Consider the following 19395-nt stretch of genomic DNA (forward strand, 5'->3'; position numbering starts at 1 on the left):
GCGAGTATAACGCCGTTGTACCTGTTCTGGCCTCATCGCCGGCAAGCTGGCTTCCACACAGATTCCAGTGTCAGTGCTGTACCTGTGGGAGCCGCCTTGCCGGCGATGAGGCCAATACATCTGTTAGGCTGATATAACCTCCCCAAAAGCCACCCGACCATTCGCCCCATGGATGAACTGCGCAAGATCGACCTCAACCTCCTGCTGGCCCTGCATGCACTGCTCAGCGAAAAGCATGTGACCCGCGCCGCCCTGCGCCTGCACCGCAGCCAGCCGGCGGTCAGCCACGCCCTGGCGCAATTGCGCACCTATTTCGACGACCCCCTGCTGATCCGCCAGCATGGCCAAATGACCCTGAGCGCGCGTGCCCAGGCCTTGGCCAAGCCCCTGCAAGACGCCCTCGGCAGCCTCAACGGCCTGCTCGCCACGCCGCATTTCGACCCGGCTCAGGCGCAACGGCGCTTTCGCCTGTCATTGTCCGACTACTCATCGCGCATCATCCTGCCCCCGCTGGTCCGTCACCTGCGCCGGGTGGCGCCAGGTGTCGACCTGGCGATCAGCCAAGCCAGCCGCGAGACCATGCTGGCGCAGCTGCAGGATGGCGAACTCGACCTCGCCCTGGGCATCTTCCCTGAGCTGCCGCCAGCCATCACCGCGCAAACCCTGTTCGAGGACAGCTTCATCAGCGTCGCCGACCGGCAGGTATTGCCCGCCAAAGGTGGCCTGGCGCTCGACGACTGGCTGGCGCGCCCCCACGTGCTGATGGCCATGCGCCCGGACGCCCACGACGAAATCGAACGCGCCCTGGCTGCACAGGGCTTGCGCCGGCGCATCGCCCTGGCGCTGCCGCACTGGAGTGCTGCGGTCGAGGTGCTGGGCGGCACCGACCTGGTACTGACCGTGGCCAAGCGTGCCGTTGGCCCGATGCGCCAGTACCAGACCCTGCGCCAGTTCAGCCCACCCTTGCCCATTCCCACTTTTGCCTATCAGCAAGCCTGGCACGCGAGAAAGGACACCGACCCAGGCCATCGCTGGCTGCGAGAGGCGGTATGGGCGTGCAGCCAGCCCGGCCAATGATCAACCTTCAGGCTGTTTGGCGATTACCGGGCCGTTACCCGCCGGGCTTGCCGCCCAACTGCCCTGAACCAGAAACACCCCGGCCAGGATCAGCACTACCCCGGCCACTCGGGCCAGGCTGATCGGCTTGCTGGTGACGCCCATCAGGCCGAAGTGATCGACGATCACCGAAGTGAGGATCTGCCCCGCCACCACCAGTACCAGGAAACCCGCAGTCCCCAAGCGAGGGATCAAGGCTGCAGCGCCCGCCACGTAAAGGGCACCCAGTACGCCGCCAATCCACAGCCACCAGGGGCCTTGCAGGGCCTTGCCCAGATCGGGCATGGGCACCCGCAGAATCAGCAGCGCCGCGATGACCACCAGCGAACTGACCGTCAGCGACGTGAACGCGCCCCACAACCAGTGCCCCAGCGCACGGCCGACGGCCGCATTACCCGCTGCCTGGAAAGGCAGGACGGCACCGGCGATCAAGGCCATGAGCAAAGGAAGGAACGCGAGCAGCAGGGTTTTGTTGGACATGGATGCACTCATCGGCAGTCAGGATGAGTGCATCATGGGTGAATTGACAGAGCGAATGGAAATCGAACCGGTGCACCCTGATTATTCGTGATATGGATAAGTCAATTCAGCTGTACCGGTTATCCCTGAGGTTCAACGCGAGGTCTCGACCCTCAGCACCTCGGTATAGATCGCGTCGACGGTCTGGCCTTTCTTGAGGTTCTTCATGCGCGCTTGCAGATCCGGGTTTTCGACCTTCACCACCTGCACCTTGCCTTCCGGCGGCATCAGGGTCACCTCGTGTTTTTTCAGGTCGATCGCCTCGATCTTCGAAGTGACCTTCACCTGACGGAACGCCTCGCCCCCCGGGTTCGGATTGGCCTCGGTGGCGCGGATGGTACCCGATTCCGAACTGGCTTTCGGCGCCCCGCCAACCTCGGTATTGAGCACATACGCCACCGCACGGGTGACGTAGATGTCGACCTTGTCACCCACTTTCAGATTCGGCAGGGCCTTGGCCTTTTCCGTCAACTGGAACGTCACGGGCTTGTCATCCGCCCCTTTCACCGTGACCTGGCGGGTTGCCTGGTCGATGGCCGTGACCTCGGTTTTGATATGGCTTTCCAGCGCTTCGCTAGCGATCGGAATATCGGCTGCCTGCACGGTGAAACTGGCAGTGGCAACCAAGCTGGCGAGCGCAACGGCACGCGCGAGAGTGCTAAGAGAATTCATAGGCCTGCATCCCTGTGATCAAGAGCGGAGTCGTGTGCGTGAGAAGTTCACGCGCAAACAAGCATAGCCACTGCGCGGCACTCTGCCCTTGTCCCATGTCATTTCGCTGCATCCTGACCTCGACGCTATTGCGATAGCAAATAAGAATTCTTTACACTTGCTTTACATTTACAAATCGTTACTATTCGTGACCTCAGATCAACAATCGAGTCACGATTCATGACAATGAAGTCTGTTGCCCCGGCCTCCCTCTCGGTCCTGGGCCTGCTGGTGGTGCCTGCGGTACATGCTGAAAGCCAAGGCGAACTCGCCTTGCCCGCCACCTCCGTCACCAGTGCCTACGAGCAGCAGAGCTACAAGGCCAACGACAGCCGCAGCGCGCTCAAGATCGACGCCCCGCTGCGCGACATTCCGCAAACCGTCAACGTCGTGCCGGAAAGCGTGATCAAGGACCAAGGCGCCCAGTCCATGGAAGACGTGCTGAAAAACGTGCCCGGGATCGGCATGTCCAACGGCGACGGCCAGCGCGACCAGGTGACCATCCGCGGCTTCAGCGCCATTGGCGACATGTACATCGACGGCGTGCGCGATGACGCCCTGTACTTCCGCGACCTGTCCAACATCGAGCGCGTCGAGGTCGTCAAAGGCCCGGCCGCCGTGCTCTACGGCCGTGGCTCTTCCGGTGGCCTGATCAACAGCATCAGCAAGAAACCCAACTTCGCGCCCAAGCGCGAGGTGGGCGTGACCTTCGACAGCGAAGGCAAGCGCCGCACCCAGTTCGACACCGGCTGGGCCGACCCGCAGGGCAACCAGGCCTACCGCATGACCGGTGCCTTCGAAGACAGCGACACCTTCCGCGACGACGGCTACATCGACCGCAAGGCAATTGCCCCGTCGGCCTACTTCAAGCTGTCCGACGACCTGGAGCTGAACCTCGGCGCCACCTACCTGTATGACAAACGCCTGATCGACTTCGGCATCCCGGCGCTGGGCGACCGCCCAGTGGACGTCGACCGCGACAAACGCTTCGGTTCCGGCGATGCCGACCAGGACTATGCCCGCAGCGAAGTGTTCTCGCTGACCGCAAGCCTGGACTATCGGATCAATGACGACCTGACCCTGACCAACACCAGCCGCTACTACCGTTACGACCTGGACCGCAACAACACCCTGGCCGACACCAGTCCGACCCGCTTCGTCACCTCCCCCGATGGCGAGCTGCTGATCAAGCTCAACCGCGGCAACGTCGCGCGTGACGAATACGGCGTGTTCAACCAGACCGAACTCAAGCAGCAGGCGCAGCTGCTGGGCATGCAGCACAACCTGTTGTACGGCGTGGAAGTCGGCTTCCAGGACAAGTACCAACGGGTGTTCAGCCAGAACAACGTGGCCCAGGTACCGGTCTTTGGCGACGGCCTGGTGCCGGTACCGGAGCATGCCGCCAACCTGTCCTCCAAGGGCACCAACTACCAGGAGACTACCGGCCTGTACGTGCAGGACATGATCGAGCTGAACGAGCACTGGAAAGCCCTGGTCGGTGTGCGCTATGACATCTTCGGCCAGGAGTACGACGACGACCGCGTGCAGAATGTCGACCTCGACCGCACCGACAAGACCTGGAGCCCGCGCGCGGGCCTTGTGTATCAGCCGGACCAGATCCAGTCGTACTACGTGTCGGTCAGCCGCAGCTATCAGCCTTCGGGCGAGGTGTTCGCGGTCAGCCCAAGCAGTGAACACCTGGAGCCGGAAGAAACCACCAACTACGAAATCGGCGCCAAGTGGGACTTGCTCGACAGCCGCCTGGCGGTGACGGCGGCCATCTTCCGCCTGGAGCGCACCAACATGAAGACCGCCGACCCGGCCAACCCGAACCTGACCGTGCTGGCTGGCGAGCAGCGCACCGATGGTTTCGAGGCCACGGTCAGCGGCCAGTTGACCGACAAATGGCAGGTGTATGCCGGCTATGCCTACCTCGATGCCGAGATCACCAAGTCCAACAGCAAGACCAATGGCGTGCCCAACGAAGGCCAGGTGCCGACCCTGACGCCACGCAACAGCGCCAACGTGTGGCTGGTGCGCACGCTCACCCCGCAGTGGCGTGTGGCGGCGGGTGCCAACTACGTCGACGAGCGCTACACCGCACTCGACAACAACGTGGTCATGCCGGGTTACACCACCTTCGACGCCGCCCTGCTCTACGGCGAGCCCGAGTGGGACATGGCGCTGCGCCTGAAGAACGTGTTCGACCGCGACTACTACGCCTCGGCGCACGGCTCGGTGGACCTGATCACCCCAGGTGCGCCACGCACCCTGGAAGCCAGCCTGAACTACCGCTTCTGATCTAGAGCAGGCTCGGCCCAATCGCCGGCAAGCCGGCTCCCACAGGAATCCCATGCAGTTCAAGGACTGCGCAGTACCTGTGGGAGCCGGCTTGCCGGCGATTGGGCCCGAACAGGCGACAGGGCTTGCGGATCGCCACGTCGTCCGATTGGTTCACCGCTTCGCTTGTTTGACATATCCTCAAAGCATTAACCCGCCCCAACAGAGGCAAAGGCATGAGCGCTCACCCCGCACGACCCTACGCGTTCTGGGCTGCGCATGCCCTGCTTGCCTTGTGCGTGGCGCTGACCGCAGGGTGTTCGAGCAAAAGCAGCAAGGCGCGCCACTACGCGGCAGCGCCCGGCTCGAACTGTTTTGCCAAGGCGGTTCCGACGCAAGGCGAAGGCGGCCTGGCCTGGGGCAACACCCTGAGCATCGCAAGGCAGAAGTCGATGAACAATTGCATTCGCTATGCAGGCCGCTCCGGGGGAACCCCGAACACCTGCCAGGTCGTCATGGCCAAGTGCAAGAACTAGTCGTTACTCAGGTTCTCATCCGCTGAGCGGGAAAGCATTCAGTCATCAACTACAGGCTGGCCAGTGGCGGCCACGTAACGGTCGAAGGCCGCGACCTGGGCAGCCTACCCCGGATCTCGAAAAGCCAGTACTCAACGCTTCATGATTACAACTTCCAGGTATTCGCTGGGCACCACGAGCGACGATGACCCGCCCTGATTGTTTTCATTGAGCAATGCGGTCAGGTCACTTTCCAGTGCAGCAGCGGCATCCGCCGGCAACGCTGCGAAAGCCTTGTGCACAGGCCCATACCAGGTGCGAAATACCTCGATGAAATGCGCCGCCGAGCGGTAACGGAAGTTGAAATGCTGGCGGGTGATGTCCATGGCGCCGATCGCGCCTTCGAACATGGCGCGAAGTTGTTCTTCATCGCCCCAGCGTGACGGCGGCAACGCCCCGGCGGGCGGTGGCATGTGCCGGCCGAGGGTCTTGAACATCTGGCCGACGAAACCCTGCGGCGTCCAGTTGGCCAACCCTACCCGGCCACCGGAACGACAGACCCGGGCCAGCTCCCGTGCGGCCTGGGCCTGGTCGGGGGCGAACATCACGCCAAAGGTCGAAACGACGGCATCGAAGGTGGCGTCCTTGAACGGCAAGGCCTCGGCATCGGCCACCTGAAACGCAACGTTCAGGCGTTCGGCGCGGGCACGCTCTTCCCCGCGTTTGAGCAGCTCGGGCACATAGTCCGTGGAGGTGACTCGGCAACCGCGCCGAGCGGCGGCCAAGGTGGCGTTACCATTGCCCGCCGCCACATCCAGCACCTGCTCGTCCCAACGCAGGTCGCAGGCCTCGGCAAGCCGTTCGCCCACCAGTTGCAAGGTAGTACCAATCACAGCGTAGTCACCGCTGGCCCACGCTGCCTGCTGTCGGGCCTTCAGTGCATGGGTATCCAAAGGAGTGCTCATTCGTCTGCGCCTTCTTGTTGTGAGCGCGGCCGAGGTCCTTCTGGCGGTCTACGCGCCATGCAGTAGGTAAAGTGTGTGGCCTGCTACGGCCGGCAGATAGCTAAACGCCGGCACGGGGATGCAGCAAGCGCTAATGCCTGACTGGCAATACGGATTGGCAATAGGGATAAGACGTTGCCGCTATAAGAGGGGCGCATGGCGCCCCTGGGCAGCGCCGTCAGAGCGCTTTGGCTCGCGCGGTGTGCAGCTTCTTGTAGCTCTCGATCAGGCGCAGGTGACGGTCCAGCCCTTCGAGCTTCATGCTGGTCGGCGTCAGGCCATGGAAGCGCACGCTGCCGTCCACCGAACCCAGCACCGCGTCCATGCGCGGGTTGCCGAACATGCGGCGGAAGTTGGCCTCGTAGTCCTGCATTTCCAACTCGTCGTCCAGCACCACTTCCAGCACGACGTTCAGCGCCTGGTAGAACAGGCCGCGCTCGACGGTGTTGTCGTTGAACTGCAAGAAGGCCTCGACCAGTTCCTTGGCGTCCTCGAAACGCTGCAACGCCAGGCAGATCAGCAGTTTCAGCTCAAGGATGGTGAGCTGGCCCCACACGGTGTTGTCGTCGAACTCGACACCGATCAGGGTGGTGATGGTGGTGTAGTCATCGACATCGCAGTTGTCCAGACGCTTGCGCAGCGCACGCAGCGCGCGGTTGTCGAGACTGTGCAGGTTGAGGATGTCGGCACGGAAGCCCAGGGCACGGTTGGTGTTGTCCCAGATCAGGTCCTCGACCGGGTAGATCTCCGAGTAACCTGGCACCAGGATGCGGCAGGCGGTGGCGCCGAGGTTGTCGTACACGGCCATGTACACTTCTTTGCCCAGGTCCTCGAGGATGCCGAACAGGGTCGCGGCCTCTTGAATGTTGGAGTCTTCGCCGTGGCCGGAGAAGTCCCACTCGACGAACTCGAAATCGGCCTTGGCGCTGAAGAAGCGCCACGACACCACACCGCTGGAATCGATGAAGTGCTCGACGAAGTTGTTCGGCTCGGTCAACGCATGGCTTTCGAAGGTCGGCTGCGGCAGGTCGTTGAGGCCCTCGAAGCTGCGCCCTTGCAGCAACTCGGTGAGGCTGCGCTCCAGCGCCACCTCGAAGCTTGGGTGCGCGCCGAACGAGGCGAACACGCCGCCGGTGCGCGGGTTCATCAAGGTCACGCACATGACCGGGAACTCACCGCCGAGCGAGGCATCCTTGACCAGCACCGGGAAGCCCTGCTCTTCCAGCCCCTGAATGCCAGCGAGGATGCCCGGGTACTTGGCCAGTACTTCTTGCGGCACGTCCGGCAGGCACAGCTCGCCTTCGAGGATTTCACGCTTGACCGCCCGTTCGAAGATCTCCGACAGGCACTGTACCTGCGCCTCGGCCAGGGTATTGCCGGCGCTCATGCCGTTGCTCAGGAACAGGTTTTCGATCAGGTTGGACGGGAAATACACCACCTGCTCGTCCGACTGGCGCACGAACGGCAGCGAGCAGATGCCACGGGCGGTATTGCCCGAGTTGGTGTCGTACAGGTGCGAACCGCGCAGCTCGCCGTCCGGGTTGTAGATCTCCAGGCAGTATGCATCGAGGATCTCGGCCGGCAGCGCATCCTTGGGGCCTGGCTTGAACCACTGCTCGTTGGGGTAATGCACGAACGGCGCGTTGGCGATGTCCTCGCCCCAGAACTGGTCGTTGTAGAAGAAGTTGCAGTTCAAACGCTCGATGAACTCGCCCAGCGCCGAGGCCAGCGCGGCCTCCTTGGTCGAGCCCTTGCCGTTGGTGAAGCACATTGGCGATTGCGCATCGCGCACGTGCAGCGACCAGACGTTGGGCACGATGTTGCGCCACGAGGCGATCTCGATCTTCATCCCCAGCCCGGCGAGGAGGCCGGACATGTTGGCGATGGTCTGCTCCAGGGGCAGGTCCTTGCCGGGGATGTAGGTGGTGGTGTCAGCCACCGGCATCAGCAGGCCCTGGGCATCGGCGTCGAGGTTGTCGACTTCTTCGATGATGAACTCAGGGCCGGTCTGCACCACTTTCTTGACCGTGCAACGGTCGATGGAGCGCAGGATGCCCTGGCGGTCCTTCTCGGAAATGTCTTCGGGCAGCTCGACCTGGATCTTGAAGATCTGGTTGTAGCGGTTCTCCGGGTCGACGATGTTGTTCTGCGACAGGCGGATATTCTCGGTGGGGATATCGCGCGTCTGGCAGTACAGCTTGACGAAGTACGCGGCGCACAGGGCCGACGAGGCAAGGAAATAGTCGAACGGGCCTGGCGCCGAACCATCGCCTTTGTAGCGAATCGGTTGGTCGGCGATCACCGTGAAGTCGTCGAACTTGGCTTCCAGACGAAGGTTGTCGAGAAAATTGACCTTGATTTCCATGCGGGATTACCGTGATTTAAGCGTGCAAAACGAAATTGGCCGGCATTATCCGGTTTTTTCGGCTGGAAGTCCTGTTTGTCGGCACTGGCCACTCCCACAGATACCGAGCTCAGGTAGGGAGGGGATTCTGTGGGAGCTCGCAAACTTTCAGATTCGGGTTTGCGCATTTCAACGGAATGCTTGCCTGATCCTCTGGACCTGCCGCCCTAGGCAGACGAACGGTTCCTACCCTGTGCTAGCGTTTCTGGATTGGGGAACAACGTATTCCCCAGCAGAGCGCAATCGACCACAACCGATGATCAGCAGGTGAGCCATGGAACTTCGTATCAACCAGCAGACCTACCAGGTCGAGGCTGCCGCCGACACGCCCCTGCTGTGGGTGATCCGCGACGACCTGGGTCTGACCGGCACCAAGTATGGCTGTGGCCTGGCCCAGTGCGGCGCCTGCTCGGTACTGGTGGACGGCAACGTGGTGCGCGCCTGCGTGACCCCGGTGGCCGGCGTGGTCGGCCGTGAGGTGACCACCATCGAAGCCATCGAGGCCGATGCCGTGGGCAAGCGCGTAGTGGCCGCCTGGGTCGAGCATCAGGTGGCCCAGTGCGGGTACTGCCAGTCCGGGCAGGTGATGGCGGCCACCGCGCTGCTCAAGCAAACCGCCAAACCCAGCGATGAGCAGATCGCGGCAGCGATGGTCAACCTGTGCCGTTGCGGCACCTACAACGCCATCCATGCCGCCCTGCATGCACTCGCCCAAGGGGAGAAGGCCTGATGAACGTGCCAATCGATACCCCGGCAGCGCTTCTTGACCTGCCACCGGGCGAAACCGTGAACCTGTCGCGCCGGCGCTTCCTCGCCGGCACCGCCGTGGGTGCCCTGGTCCTCGGCTTCGGGCTGCCTTTGGGTGGCGGTCGGGTCCAGGCGGCAACGGCCGTGGAGCGCGGCACCCAGGTGCCGGCATTCCTGGAGATCCGCCCGGACAGCAGCGTGCGCCTGCTCTGCCCGTTCATGGAGGGCGGGCAAGGCACCTACACGGCCATGGCGCAGATCGTCGGCGAAGAACTGGACGCCGACCCCGCCACCTTCCTGGTCGACAGCGCCCCGCCCGGCGAAACCTATGTAGTGATGGAAAACGGCATGCGCATCACCGGCGGCAGTATGTCGGTGCGCATGAGCTACCCGACCATGCGCCGCCTCGGAGCCCTGGCCCGGGCCATGCTGATGCAGGCTGCCGCCGAGCAATGGGGGGTGCCGCTCAACGAACTGTCGACCGAACCCGGCAAGGTGCTGCACGCCGCCTCTGGCCGGGCGCTGACCTACGGCGAGCTGGCGGGGCGCGCCATGGACCTGCCGGTGCCGGACCCCACCCGCGTCAAGCTGCGCGACCCCAGCCAGTTTCGCTGGATCGGCAAGCCGGTTCGGCGTGTCGACGCCTACGACAAGTCCACCGGCAAGGCGCAATACACCATCGACATCAAGGTCGATGGCATGCTCCACGCGGCCGTGCAACACGCACCGCGCCTGGGTATGACCGTGGGCGATCTGCGTAACGAAGAACAGGTCAAGGGCTTGCCTGGCGTGCACTCGGTGCACCGCTTGCCTGGCGCCGTGGCGGTGGTCGCCGAACGCTGGTGGCACGCCAAGCGCGCGGTCGAGGCGCTGCAGGTCGATTGGCGGGAGCCCACGGCAGACAGCAAGGTGCGAACCATGCCGGCAGACTTCTCCAGCGACGCCTGGCGCGAGCACCTGGCGGCCCAGCAGGGCCCGGCCCGCGACGATGAACGCGAAGGCGATATCGACGGTGCCTTGGCCAACGCCAAGACCCAGGTCGAGGCCACCTACCACAACCAGTACCTCAACCATGCCCAGCTGGAACCGCCGAGCGCACTGGCGCGTTTCAACCCGGACGGGTCGCTGGAAGTGTGGCTGCCGAACCAGGCACCGGACATGTTCCGTGACGACATCGCCAAGCGCACCGGCCTCTCCCCTGCGCAAATCACCCTGCACTCACCGCTGCTCGGCGGTTTCTTTGGCCGCCACTTTCTCTATGATTCGGCCAATCCCTACCCGCAGGCCATCGAACTGGCCAAGGCCGTTGGCCGGCCGGTGAAGCTGATCTGGAGCCGCGAAGAAGAATTCCTGCGCGATGTGCTGCGGCCCGTGGCCGTGGTCAAGTTCCGCGCCGGGCTCGATGCCGACGGCCTGCCCATCGCCCTGGAAGCAGTGAGCGCCACCGAAGGCCCGACCGAAGCCCTGGCTGGCAAGCAAGGCGAGCAGATCGACCCGACCGCGCTCGAAGGCCTGTCGGGCAAGGCGTATGCCATCGCCAACAAGCGCATCGCGCAGGTCTATGTCAAAGGCCCGGCCATGCTGGGTTACTGGCGCTCGGTAGGCAATTCGCTGAACGACTTCTTCTATGAGGCGTTTCTCGATGAACTGGCCGACAGGGGCGGCAAGGACCCCTTCGAGCTGCGCCTGCACCTGTTGCGCGACAACCCGCGGCTGACCACCTTGCTGCAAGCGGTCGGCGAACTGTCGGGGGGCTGGAAGCGCGGCCCGTTCACCGCCGAAGACGGCAGCAAGCGCGCGCGGGGCGTGGCCATGGCATCGCCGTTCGGCTCGCAAGCGGCAGTGATTGCCGAAGTGTCGATCGAACAGGGTCAGGTCAAGGTGCACGACATCTGGCAAGCCATCGACCCCGGCAGTATCGTCAACCCGGCGATCATCGAAGCCCAGGTCAATGGCGCCGTGGCCCTTGGTCTGTCGCAGACGCTGGTCGAGGAAGCGGTGTACGTCGATGGCCAGCCGCGGGCGCGCAATTACGACCTGTATCCGATCCTGCCGGCCTCGCGCATGGCCCGGGTGCATGTGCGCATCGTCGAAAGCGGCGAGAAGATGGGCGGTATCGGCGAACCGCCGCTGCCTGCAGTGGCGCCCGCCGTGGCCAATGCGGTAGCGCAGCTCACCGGCCAGCGCATCCGCAGCCTGCCCCTGAGCCGCTACACCTTCAGCTGACAGGACAAGGACCGCCCCATGACCCACCGCCGATTGGCAAGAGTTGCAGGCTGGCTGGTGTTGCCGTGCCTGCTCGGTGCAGGCCTGCTGGCCTGGTACGTGACCCGCGAGCCTGCCTCGCCCTTCGCCGCTGAACAGCCCCCCGGCAGCGACCCGGCACTGGTCAGTCGCGGCGAGTATGTGGCCAGGCTCAGCGACTGCGTGGCCTGCCACAGCCTGCCAGACGGCAAGCCCTTTGCCGGTGGGCTGGAAATGGCCACCCCGCTGGGTGCGATTCATGCCACCAATGTCACCCCCGACCGCGCCACCGGAATCGGCCACTACAGCCTTGCCGACTTCGACCGCGCGGTACGCCACGGCGTCGCGCCGGGAGGCCGGCGCTTGTACCCGGCCATGCCCTACCCTTCGTACGCCAAGCTCAGCGATGACGATGTGCGCGCCTTGTACGCCTTTTTCATGAACGGTGTGCAGCCCGCGGAGCAGGCCAATATTCCCAGCGACATCCCCTGGCCTTTGAACCTGCGCTGGCCCATCGCCTTGTGGAACGGCCTGTTCGCTGCCACCACGCCTTATGCGGCCAAGCCGGGGCAGGACGCGTTGTGGAACCGCGGCGCCTACATCGTCCAGGGCCCCGGTCACTGCGGCAGTTGCCATACCCCGCGTGGCCTGGCATTCAACGAAAAAGCCCTGGACGAAGGCGCTGCGCCCTTCCTCGCCGGTGCCTTGCTCGATGGGTGGTACGCCCCCAGCCTGCGCAGCGACCCCAACACAGGCCTGGGCCGCTGGAGCGAGGCGCAGATCGTGCAGTTCCTCAAGACCGGGCGTAACCAGCACGCCGTGGTGTTTGGTTCGATGACCGAAGCGTTCAACAACTCCACGCAGTTCATGACCGATGACGACCTGGCGGCGATTGCCCGCTACCTCAAGTCGCTGCCCGGTGACCCCAAGCGCGACGGTACGCCCTGGCAGTATCAGGCCAATGCGGCCGGCGAGCGCCTGGACAGTCCCGGCGCCCACACCTATGTGACCCGCTGTGCCACCTGCCATGGCCTGGACGGCAAGGGCCAGGCCGAATGGATGCCGCCGCTGGCCGGCGCGACCTCGGCGCTGGCGAAGGAGGATGCATCGGCGATCAACATCACCCTCAATGGCTCGCAGCGCATCGTCGCGGCGGGCTTGCCGGATGCCTACCGCATGCCGGCCTTCCGCGAACAGCTGTCGGACCAGGAAATTGCCGAGGTCCTGAGCTTTGTGCGCAGCACCTGGGGTAACCACGGCGGTGCGGTGGCTGCACAGGCGGTTGGCAAGCTGCGCGACCACACCGGCCCCGCCAGCAGCAGGCCGATCATTCTGCACATGCGCTGAAGGGGATGAGTGAGAGGTTCACTGCGTGCTCGGGCAAGCGCTCCTGCCCGGCGCCGCGGCCGCCCTCACCGCTTCGGCCAGCTTGCGCAGGTTGGCCTGGTGGGCATTGACCAGGCTGGTGATGCTGTTGTCGGCGGGCGTCTGCACCGACGTGCGACAGGTCAACTCAGCCTCGGCCGGTTTTTTCAGGCGCCACAGCGTATCCAGTGAAGCGTACTGGCCCGGCACACTGTCGAAGCGCTGCACATCCACACGCAGCAGCGCGGTGGATCCCGCTACCGGTCCGCCCAGCATGTCCTGCAAAGCGCTGCGAAATTCATCCACCAGGTTGGCGCCCCACCACTCGGTTTCAAGGATCGCCAAGCCACTGGCGCCCTGACGCACCACCAGCTGCGAGCGATCCACCTGGGGCGGCAGGCTGACCCGGTCGACCATGATGTGCTGCCTCCCTCCCTGGGCCGGCTGCGCCGGCACCAGCGTGTGGTAGTTGTTCGGGGTACTGCTGCACCCCGACAGCCAGATCAGCAAACCGGCTCCACACAGATTGCGCAATCGATGCATCGGCAGCACTCCTCTGGCCTGCGCCCTCAAGGTTTCAAGTTTTCTGCGCCGGCCGCTTTGGGGCGGCCACGGATCAACGATTCGGGGTGCCGGCCCAGGTAGTCGGACAGGTCACGCAACGAGCGCGACATGCGCTCCAGCTCGTTCAGCGTCTCGCCCAGCCGTTCGCGTTGCGGCGAGTCCTCGGCAAGGGTCGAATTGGCGCTTTTCAAGGTCTTTTGCATCTCGTCGAGGGTGGTCTTCACACCCGGCAACGTCTGGCCATTGAACTGCTTGAGGTTGGCACGCAGCTCACGCAGGCTGCCGTCGAGGTTGTTGGCGATGCTCTCCAGCGGCAACTTGCTGACGCGCTCGATGAAGTGCTGCAGCTGCTCTTGCAGTTTTTCCAGGCTGCCCGGCAGCGTGGGGATGACAATGGGCTCGGCCGTCATGTCGAACGCGACTTTCGGCGCATCGGGGTAAAAGTCCAGGGAAATGAACATCTGCCCGGTGATCAGGTTGCCGCTGCGCGCCTGGGCGCGCAGGCCATGCTCGACGAAGGTGCCGATCAGCCGCCGTGCCCCGGCCAGGTCGCCGGGGGTCTGCTTGAACACGCCGAGCATCTTCTGGTGCACAGGGCCAAGGCGCTGCGGATAGATCACCGCATCGACCACTACGGGGAAACTTTGTTTGGCCTGATCGTAGTCGAGCTGGATCGACGTGACCTTGCCGAATTCCACGCCCTTGAACTCCACCGGCGCCCCCACCGACAGGCCGCGCATGGCCTGGTCGAAGCGCAGTTGCAGGTACTGCGGCCGGCCATGGGGCGGCGACAGTGCCATCTCCCGGTCGGCAAACAGACGGAAACGCGCCTGGTCCTCGGCGGGCTCGGCGTCCGGCGCGAAATCGGGAGAGCCGAACGCCAGCCCACCCACCAGGATCGACGAAATCGACTCGGTGTCGACCTTCAGGCCATTGGCGCCAATTTGCATGTCGACACCGCTGGCATTCCAGAAGCGCGTGTCCTTGGTCACGAAGGCATCGTAGGGTGCTTGCACGAACACGCCGATCTCCACGCCCTTGCCATCTTCGCGCAAGTTGTAGGACACCACTTCACCGACCGGGATTTTGCGGTAGTAGATCGCCGAGCCGATATCCAGGGAGCCCAGGTCGCGGGCTCTGAGGATGAAGCGTTTGCCAATTTCGCCATAGGTGATCGCTGGCGGCAGTTCCAGGCCGGTGAATTTTTTCGCCGGTGACTTCGACTCACCGGCATCGGCGCCGATGAAACTGCCTGACAGCAGGGTATCCACCCCGGAAATCCCTCCCGCGCCAATCCGTGGGCGGACCACCCAGAACCGCGCGCCCTTGGTCGCGAACGATTTGGCTTCGTTGGACAGCTGCACTTTGACCAGCACGCTCTTGTGGTCGTCGGCAAGGTCCACCGTGGTCACCTCGCCAATCACCACGCTGCGGTACTTGACCTGGGTCTTGTGCGCCACCAGGCCTTCCCCGGAACGGAAGGAAATCGAGATCACCGGCCCCTGCTCCATCCAGTTGCGCACTACCAATGAAGCCCCGACCAGGATCGCCAGGATCGGCACGATCCATACCAGTGACACATTCCAGCGCCGGGTACGGATCTGCGCTTGCCCTGCACCTTCTTGCCTGTCACTCGCTTGCGCCATCGGTGCCGCCTCCGTCGTTGCCAGGGTCATCCCAGATCAAGCGTGGGTCGAAACTCATTGCCGAGAACATGGTCAGCACCACGACCATGCCGAAGAACAGGATGCCCGGCCGGGGTTCGATGGTGCCAAGGCCACGCAATTGCACCAGCGCCGCCACCAGCGCCACCACGATCACATCGAGCATGGACCAGTAGCCGATCAGCTCGACACCGCGATACAACTGCGAACGCTGCCGGCGGGCCCAGCTGGAACCGCTTTGAGCGGTGAACAACAGCAGGCCGAGCGAGAAGAACTTGATGGCCGGCACGCCGATACTGGCGATGAAGATGATCAGCGCGATATCCCAGGCGCCCGCCTCCCAGAACTCGATCACGCCGCCGACAATGGTGCTGTCACTGCCACTGCCGAGCATTTCGGTGTGCATGACCGGCAGCAGGTTCGCCGGGACATAGAACACCAGCGCGGCGAACAGGAAGGCCCAACCGCGGGTGATGGCATTGGTCTTGCGCGGGTGCAGCGCAGCACCGCAGCGCTCACAGCTGTGCGAACCGTCGCTCAGGTCGCAGGCCTGGCCACAGCCGTGACACAGGCACAGGTCCAGGTCCTCGGCTTGCGCGGGCGTGTTCATACCTGCTCCCACAGGTCGCGTATGTCACGCCCGGCGATATAGATGATGAGTACGCTCAGCGCGGCCAACGCGATCAGGCCAATGCCCGGAATGACATCGAGCAGGCCCGCCAGCTTGATCACCGCCACCAGTGCCCCCAGCAGACAGACTTCCAGCATGCTCCAGGGGCGCAGGCCTTCCAGGCAGCGCATGCACATGGCAAAACCGGGCGCTCGACGACCGGCCAGGGCAAAGCTCAGTACCCAGCACAGCAAGGCGATCTGCAAAATGGGGGCGAAGATGATGGCCAAGGCCATCACCAGGGCAATGAAGGTGATGCTGCCGCTGCTCAGGATCAACACCGAATCCCACAGGGTGGCCGAGTTGGACAGGCCCTGCATGCCGATGGTCATGACCGGGTACAGGTTGGCGAACACCAGCAACACAGCGCCTGTGACACTCAGGGCCAGACGCTGCTGAATGCCAAGGCTGGAATGCCGGTACAGGACGCCGCCACAACGGGTGCACAGCGCCCGCTGATGCCGTTGCACGGGCGCACGCTCATACACCGCATCGCAGTATTCGCAGATGATCAGGTTCCGGGGCCCACTCATGCTCATGCTCTTTCCCTAGGACGTCTTGTTACAGGCAGTCACTCCAGGCCTTCACGCACGCTGACACGTGCAAGCCTAGTAGGAAAATGTACTTGTGCAGGGGAAAGGAAAACGATTTGTGCCGAGAAGGGTGCAGCCAGCAGGCCGGTGCATCGAGCGACGTGTCGATGCCCTGCAGCCGCGTCAGGCCCTGATGGAACAAGGCCCGAGCGAAATTCGAATCAGCCGCGAATACGCGCCAGCGAGCGCTCCGCTGCCGCCTGGAAGACACGCCGCAAGGCGTCGATCTGGCCTTGCGCAAGGCCTCTGGAGCAGATCAGCCCCTGCAGGAAGCCGATGCCCCAGTTGCGGGCTTCTTCCAGTTGCTGGTGGTCTTCAGCGTCAGCGATATCACCCAGGTGCAGGGCAGCATGGTGCTCGTAGCGGTCTTCCAGCGCCAGATTGCGCAATTCCTTCAGCGCAATCTTGAATTCTGCAGCGGCAACATCGTCCAGGCCCAGGTGCTCGAACTGCAGCAGGCTCAGACGGTCGGTGGCGGTCATCGGCGAATCTCCGTTTCTCAATCAGGGCAGCAGGGCAAGAAAATCACCAGCCAAGCGTCGACGCATCCAGGTGGCGGGCGATGGTGGTGTCGGTAACGGCTTGTATACCATAGGAACCGCCTCTCTCCCTAGCGGTGAGCGCCGTCCGGTCGGCTTTAAAGCGGGCTTTTGCCTTTTGTCATCATCACTAAATTTAAATTGAATTTAACTTAAAACTCGCTCAGGCTTCTTCCATTGCTCAACGGAGAGAAAAGCCATGGCGACAACCGTTCGTGAACCGCGCAAGGACGGCGAAGCTACCCGCGCCCGTATCCTCCAGGCGGCCGGCGAACTGTTCGCGGCTGTCGGGTACGCCGAAGCCAGCAACAAGGCCGTGGCAGCCAAGGCCGAAGTCGACCTGGCATCGATCAACTATCACTTTGGCAGCCGCAGCGGCCTCTACCTGGCCGTGCTCGATGAAGCCCGGCGGCGTTTTCTGGATATTTCCGATCTGCAGCGCATCACCCTCGCCGAGCAGCCAGCGACAGAGAAACTGCGCGCGCTGGTCGAGTTGGTGGTGAACAAGGCGCTGCAGGGGCACAACAACTGGCACCTGCGCGTGCTCGCCGCCGAAATCCTGGCGCCCAGCCCGCACGGCCAGGCGCACCTGCAGACCGGGGCGCCGATGAAGCTGGCACTGCTCAAGGGCCTGTTCAGCGAAATCACCGCCATCCCGCCAGACGCACCGGCGCTGACCCGCTGCATTCTGTGCGTCACGGCGCCTTGGGCCATGCTGCTGATCGGCCCGCGCGCAACGTCTGGAGCGCTGCACGAGATCCTTGGCATGCCTGCCGATCAGGTGAGCACGCACTTGTACCAATTCGCGCTGGCGGGCCTTGAAGCAACCGGGCGTCTGTACGCCCAAGGCGAGGGTTGCTGATCATGCACGGACGAGCCGCTGAGACTGCCCTCCCAGAACAAGCCAGCCCCTCACCTGCGCGTACCTACGTGGATAGGCAGACGTCCATCCCGTGGTTGCTCGGTGCCTTGATGTTGGTGATGTTCCTCGCCGCCCTCGACCAGACCATCGTTTCCACCGCGCTACCGACCATTGTCAGCGACCTCGGTGGCCTGCGCTGGTTGTCGTGGGTGGTTACCGCGTACCTGCTGGCCTCGACCGTGGTGGTGCCGCTGTACGGCAAGTTCGGCGACCTCTACGGGCGCAAGCGGGTGCTGCAGATCGCCATTGCCCTGTTCCTGCTGGGCTCGGCCTTGTGTGGCGTGGCCCAGGACATGACCCAGCTGGTGCTGTTCCGCACCTTGCAGGGCCTGGGTGGCGGCGGCCTGATGGTGGTGGCGATGGCCGCCATCGGCGATGTCATTGCGCCTGCCGAACGCGGCCGCTATCAGGGGTTGTTCGGCGGTGTGTTCGGCCTGGCGACTGTGGTCGGGCCACTGATCGGCGGTTTTTTGGTCGAGCACCTGTCGTGGCACTGGATCTTTTTCATCAACCTGCCGCTGGGCCTGCTGGCGGTGCTGGTCATCGGTTACGTGTTCCGCCCGCATGTCGCCCCGGTCAAGCACGTGGTCGACTACATCGGCGCCTTCTTCCTCACCGTTACCCTGGGTTCGCTGGTACTGATCACCAGCCTCGGCGGCAGCCTGGTGCCGTGGGCATCGCTGGACATTCTGTGCCTGGGGCTGTTCGCCGTGGTCGGCCTGGCCGGCTTCATCTACGAGCAGCGCCGCGCCGTCGAGCCGATCATGCCGCTGCACCTGTTCCGCCACCGCACCTTCGTGCTCGCCGGGCTGATCGGCCTGGTCGTCGGCGTGTCGCTGTTCGGCTCGGTGACCTTCCTGCCGCTTTACATGCAGGTGGTCAAGGACGCCACTCCGACCAGTGCCGGCTTGCAGATGCTGCCGTTGATGGGTGGCTTGCTGGTGGTGTCGGCCATCACCGGGCGGCTGATCAGCCGCTGGGGACGCTACCGGATCTTCCCGATCCTGGGCACGCTGCTGCAGGTGATTGCCCTGGGCCTGTTGAGCCGCATCGACCTGGACACGCCGAAGATGCTGATGAACCTGTACATGGGCCTGCTGGGTGCAGGCCTGGGCATGGTCATGCAGGTGCTGATCCTGGCGGTGCAGAACAGCGTGGAACGGCGCCACATGGGTGTGGCGACTTCGGGCGCCACCCTGTTCCGCTCGATAGGCGGGGCGGTCGGTGTGTCGGTGTTCGGCGCGTTGTTCGCCCATACCCTGCTCGACCGCCTGCCCAGCGATTTCGCTGCCGCCACCGGTGGCCCCGCGAGCCTTTCGCCAACAGCGGTGCATGCGCTGTCGGCCCCCTTGCAGCAGGCCTACCTGCAGGCGTTCTCCGCAGCGATGCATGGCGTGTTCCTGCTGGCTGCAGTGATTACCTGCGTGGCATTCGCGTTGTCGTGGATGCTGCGCGAGGTGCCTCTGCGCTCGGCTGCAACCTCATGAGGGCTGCGGTCTCCCGGCCCGGAACAGACCGGGCTATTCTCAATGATACGG

17 protein-coding genes are annotated in these 19395 nt (G+C 63.9%); 8 read left to right on the forward strand and 9 right to left on the reverse strand.

Annotation, left to right across the window (positions count from 1 at the left end; translation table 11 throughout):
- The first annotated feature begins 168 nt into the window (after window positions 1–168).
- Entirely contained in the window at window positions 169–1077 is a 909-nt protein-coding gene (locus ACIPZG_RS07515; protein ID WP_400711750.1) for a LysR family transcriptional regulator, read from the forward strand.
- On the opposite strand, the gene ACIPZG_RS07520 is transcribed toward ACIPZG_RS07515, so the two are convergent.
- Window positions 1078–1596 carry a DMT family transporter gene (locus ACIPZG_RS07520; protein ID WP_400711753.1) on the reverse strand — a complete coding sequence of 173 codons (519 nt, stop codon included), beginning with the start codon at window positions 1594–1596 and terminating at the stop codon, window positions 1078–1080. It abuts the gene before it with no gap.
- Between the two features lie 132 nt (window positions 1597–1728).
- A complete protein-coding gene (locus ACIPZG_RS07525; RefSeq protein WP_400640039.1) occupies window positions 1729–2307 on the reverse strand; it encodes a hypothetical protein in 579 nt (192 codons plus the stop codon).
- Window positions 2308–2526: 219 nt separating this feature from the next.
- Here ACIPZG_RS07525 and ACIPZG_RS07530 point away from each other — a divergent pair, with 219 nt between their 5' ends.
- A complete protein-coding gene (locus tag ACIPZG_RS07530) occupies window positions 2527–4647 on the forward strand; it encodes a TonB-dependent receptor (RefSeq protein ID WP_400711756.1) in 2121 nt (706 codons plus the stop codon).
- Between the two features lie 215 nt (window positions 4648–4862).
- Window positions 4863–5162, forward strand: coding sequence for a hypothetical protein (locus ACIPZG_RS07535; RefSeq protein WP_400711759.1), 300 nt, complete (start codon window positions 4863–4865; stop codon window positions 5160–5162).
- 131 nt (window positions 5163–5293) lie between these two features.
- Here ACIPZG_RS07535 and ACIPZG_RS07540 read toward each other — a convergent pair whose 3' ends face one another.
- Both ACIPZG_RS07540 and ACIPZG_RS07545 read right to left on the reverse strand, forming a co-directional pair.
- A complete protein-coding gene (locus ACIPZG_RS07540; protein WP_400711762.1) occupies window positions 5294–6106 on the reverse strand; it encodes a class I SAM-dependent methyltransferase in 813 nt (270 codons plus the stop codon).
- A gap of 217 nt (window positions 6107–6323) precedes the next feature.
- Window positions 6324–8510, reverse strand: a complete 2187-nt coding sequence (locus ACIPZG_RS07545; protein ID WP_400711765.1) for an OsmC domain/YcaO domain-containing protein — start codon at window positions 8508–8510, stop codon at window positions 6324–6326.
- Window positions 8511–8823: 313 nt separating this feature from the next.
- On the opposite strand from ACIPZG_RS07545, the gene ACIPZG_RS07550 reads away from it, so the two are divergent.
- Genes ACIPZG_RS07550 through ACIPZG_RS07560 form a run of 3 tightly spaced genes read left to right on the forward strand, consistent with a single transcriptional unit; the run spans window position 8824 to window position 12887 of the window.
- Entirely contained in the window at window positions 8824–9279 is a 456-nt protein-coding gene (locus tag ACIPZG_RS07550; protein WP_400711768.1) for a (2Fe-2S)-binding protein, read from the forward strand.
- A complete protein-coding gene (locus ACIPZG_RS07555) occupies window positions 9279–11522 on the forward strand; it encodes a molybdopterin cofactor-binding domain-containing protein (protein ID WP_400711771.1) in 2244 nt (747 codons plus the stop codon). The genes ACIPZG_RS07550 and ACIPZG_RS07555 overlap by 1 nt, the downstream gene beginning before the upstream one ends.
- Window positions 11523–11540: 18 nt before the next feature.
- Window positions 11541–12887, forward strand: coding sequence for a c-type cytochrome (locus ACIPZG_RS07560; protein WP_400711774.1), 1347 nt, complete (start codon window positions 11541–11543; stop codon window positions 12885–12887).
- 18 nt (window positions 12888–12905) lie between these two features.
- Here the strand turns inward: ACIPZG_RS07560 and ACIPZG_RS07565 are convergent, their stop codons facing one another.
- The 5 genes from ACIPZG_RS07565 to ACIPZG_RS07585 form a co-directional block, all read right to left on the reverse strand.
- Window positions 12906–13448, reverse strand: coding sequence for a membrane integrity-associated transporter subunit PqiC (locus ACIPZG_RS07565; protein ID WP_400711777.1), 543 nt, complete (start codon window positions 13446–13448; stop codon window positions 12906–12908).
- Window positions 13449–13474: 26 nt separating this feature from the next.
- Window positions 13475–15115 carry an intermembrane transport protein PqiB gene (locus ACIPZG_RS07570; protein WP_400711780.1) on the reverse strand — a complete coding sequence of 547 codons (1641 nt, stop codon included), beginning with the start codon at window positions 15113–15115 and terminating at the stop codon, window positions 13475–13477.
- The gene (locus tag ACIPZG_RS07575; RefSeq protein WP_400711783.1) at window positions 15099–15743 is read right to left on the reverse strand and encodes a paraquat-inducible protein A; all 645 of its coding nucleotides are present in this window, start codon (window positions 15741–15743) and stop codon (window positions 15099–15101) included. Before ACIPZG_RS07575 ends, ACIPZG_RS07570 begins: the two co-directional genes overlap by 17 nt.
- Window positions 15740–16336: a paraquat-inducible protein A gene (locus ACIPZG_RS07580; protein ID WP_400640027.1), complete on the reverse strand. Its 597-nt coding sequence runs from the start codon at window positions 16334–16336 to the stop codon at window positions 15740–15742. Before ACIPZG_RS07580 ends, ACIPZG_RS07575 begins: the two co-directional genes overlap by 4 nt.
- Window positions 16337–16557: 221 nt before the next feature.
- Window positions 16558–16878, reverse strand: coding sequence for a hypothetical protein (locus ACIPZG_RS07585; protein WP_008093800.1), 321 nt, complete (start codon window positions 16876–16878; stop codon window positions 16558–16560).
- 256 nt (window positions 16879–17134) lie between these two features.
- Between ACIPZG_RS07585 and ACIPZG_RS07590 the strand changes: the two genes are divergently transcribed.
- Both ACIPZG_RS07590 and ACIPZG_RS07595 read left to right on the forward strand, forming a co-directional pair.
- Window positions 17135–17797: a TetR/AcrR family transcriptional regulator gene (locus ACIPZG_RS07590; protein WP_400711786.1), complete on the forward strand. Its 663-nt coding sequence runs from the start codon at window positions 17135–17137 to the stop codon at window positions 17795–17797.
- A 2-nt stretch (window positions 17798–17799) separates the two neighbouring features.
- Complete coding sequence (locus ACIPZG_RS07595) at window positions 17800–19344, forward strand: MDR family MFS transporter (RefSeq protein ID WP_400711789.1); 1545 nt, start codon at window positions 17800–17802, stop codon at window positions 19342–19344.
- Window positions 19345–19395 lie beyond the last annotated feature (51 nt).

This window comes from Pseudomonas sp. NPDC089395, from assembly GCF_044749525.1.
GTDB lineage: Bacteria > Pseudomonadota > Gammaproteobacteria > Pseudomonadales > Pseudomonadaceae > Aquipseudomonas.

Coding starts and splice junctions, on each gene's coding strand:
- ACIPZG_RS07515 (WP_400711750.1), top strand. CDS start 169: ATGGATGAACTGCGCAAGATCGACCTCAACCTCCTGCTGGCCCTGCAT.
- ACIPZG_RS07520 (WP_400711753.1), bottom strand. CDS start 1,596: ATGTCCAACAAAACCCTGCTGCTCGCGTTCCTTCCTTTGCTCATGGCC.
- ACIPZG_RS07525 (WP_400640039.1), bottom strand. CDS start 2,307: ATGAATTCTCTTAGCACTCTCGCGCGTGCCGTTGCGCTCGCCAGCTTG.
- ACIPZG_RS07530 (WP_400711756.1), top strand. CDS start 2,527: ATGACAATGAAGTCTGTTGCCCCGGCCTCCCTCTCGGTCCTGGGCCTG.
- ACIPZG_RS07535 (WP_400711759.1), top strand. CDS start 4,863: ATGAGCGCTCACCCCGCACGACCCTACGCGTTCTGGGCTGCGCATGCC.
- ACIPZG_RS07540 (WP_400711762.1), bottom strand. CDS start 6,106: ATGAGCACTCCTTTGGATACCCATGCACTGAAGGCCCGACAGCAGGCA.
- ACIPZG_RS07545 (WP_400711765.1), bottom strand. CDS start 8,510: ATGGAAATCAAGGTCAATTTTCTCGACAACCTTCGTCTGGAAGCCAAG.
- ACIPZG_RS07550 (WP_400711768.1), top strand. CDS start 8,824: ATGGAACTTCGTATCAACCAGCAGACCTACCAGGTCGAGGCTGCCGCC.
- ACIPZG_RS07555 (WP_400711771.1), top strand. CDS start 9,279: ATGAACGTGCCAATCGATACCCCGGCAGCGCTTCTTGACCTGCCACCG.
- ACIPZG_RS07560 (WP_400711774.1), top strand. CDS start 11,541: ATGACCCACCGCCGATTGGCAAGAGTTGCAGGCTGGCTGGTGTTGCCG.
- ACIPZG_RS07565 (WP_400711777.1), bottom strand. CDS start 13,448: ATGCATCGATTGCGCAATCTGTGTGGAGCCGGTTTGCTGATCTGGCTG.
- ACIPZG_RS07570 (WP_400711780.1), bottom strand. CDS start 15,115: ATGGCGCAAGCGAGTGACAGGCAAGAAGGTGCAGGGCAAGCGCAGATC.
- ACIPZG_RS07575 (WP_400711783.1), bottom strand. CDS start 15,743: ATGAACACGCCCGCGCAAGCCGAGGACCTGGACCTGTGCCTGTGTCAC.
- ACIPZG_RS07580 (WP_400640027.1), bottom strand. CDS start 16,336: ATGAGTGGGCCCCGGAACCTGATCATCTGCGAATACTGCGATGCGGTG.
- ACIPZG_RS07585 (WP_008093800.1), bottom strand. CDS start 16,878: ATGACCGCCACCGACCGTCTGAGCCTGCTGCAGTTCGAGCACCTGGGC.
- ACIPZG_RS07590 (WP_400711786.1), top strand. CDS start 17,135: ATGGCGACAACCGTTCGTGAACCGCGCAAGGACGGCGAAGCTACCCGC.
- ACIPZG_RS07595 (WP_400711789.1), top strand. CDS start 17,800: ATGCACGGACGAGCCGCTGAGACTGCCCTCCCAGAACAAGCCAGCCCC.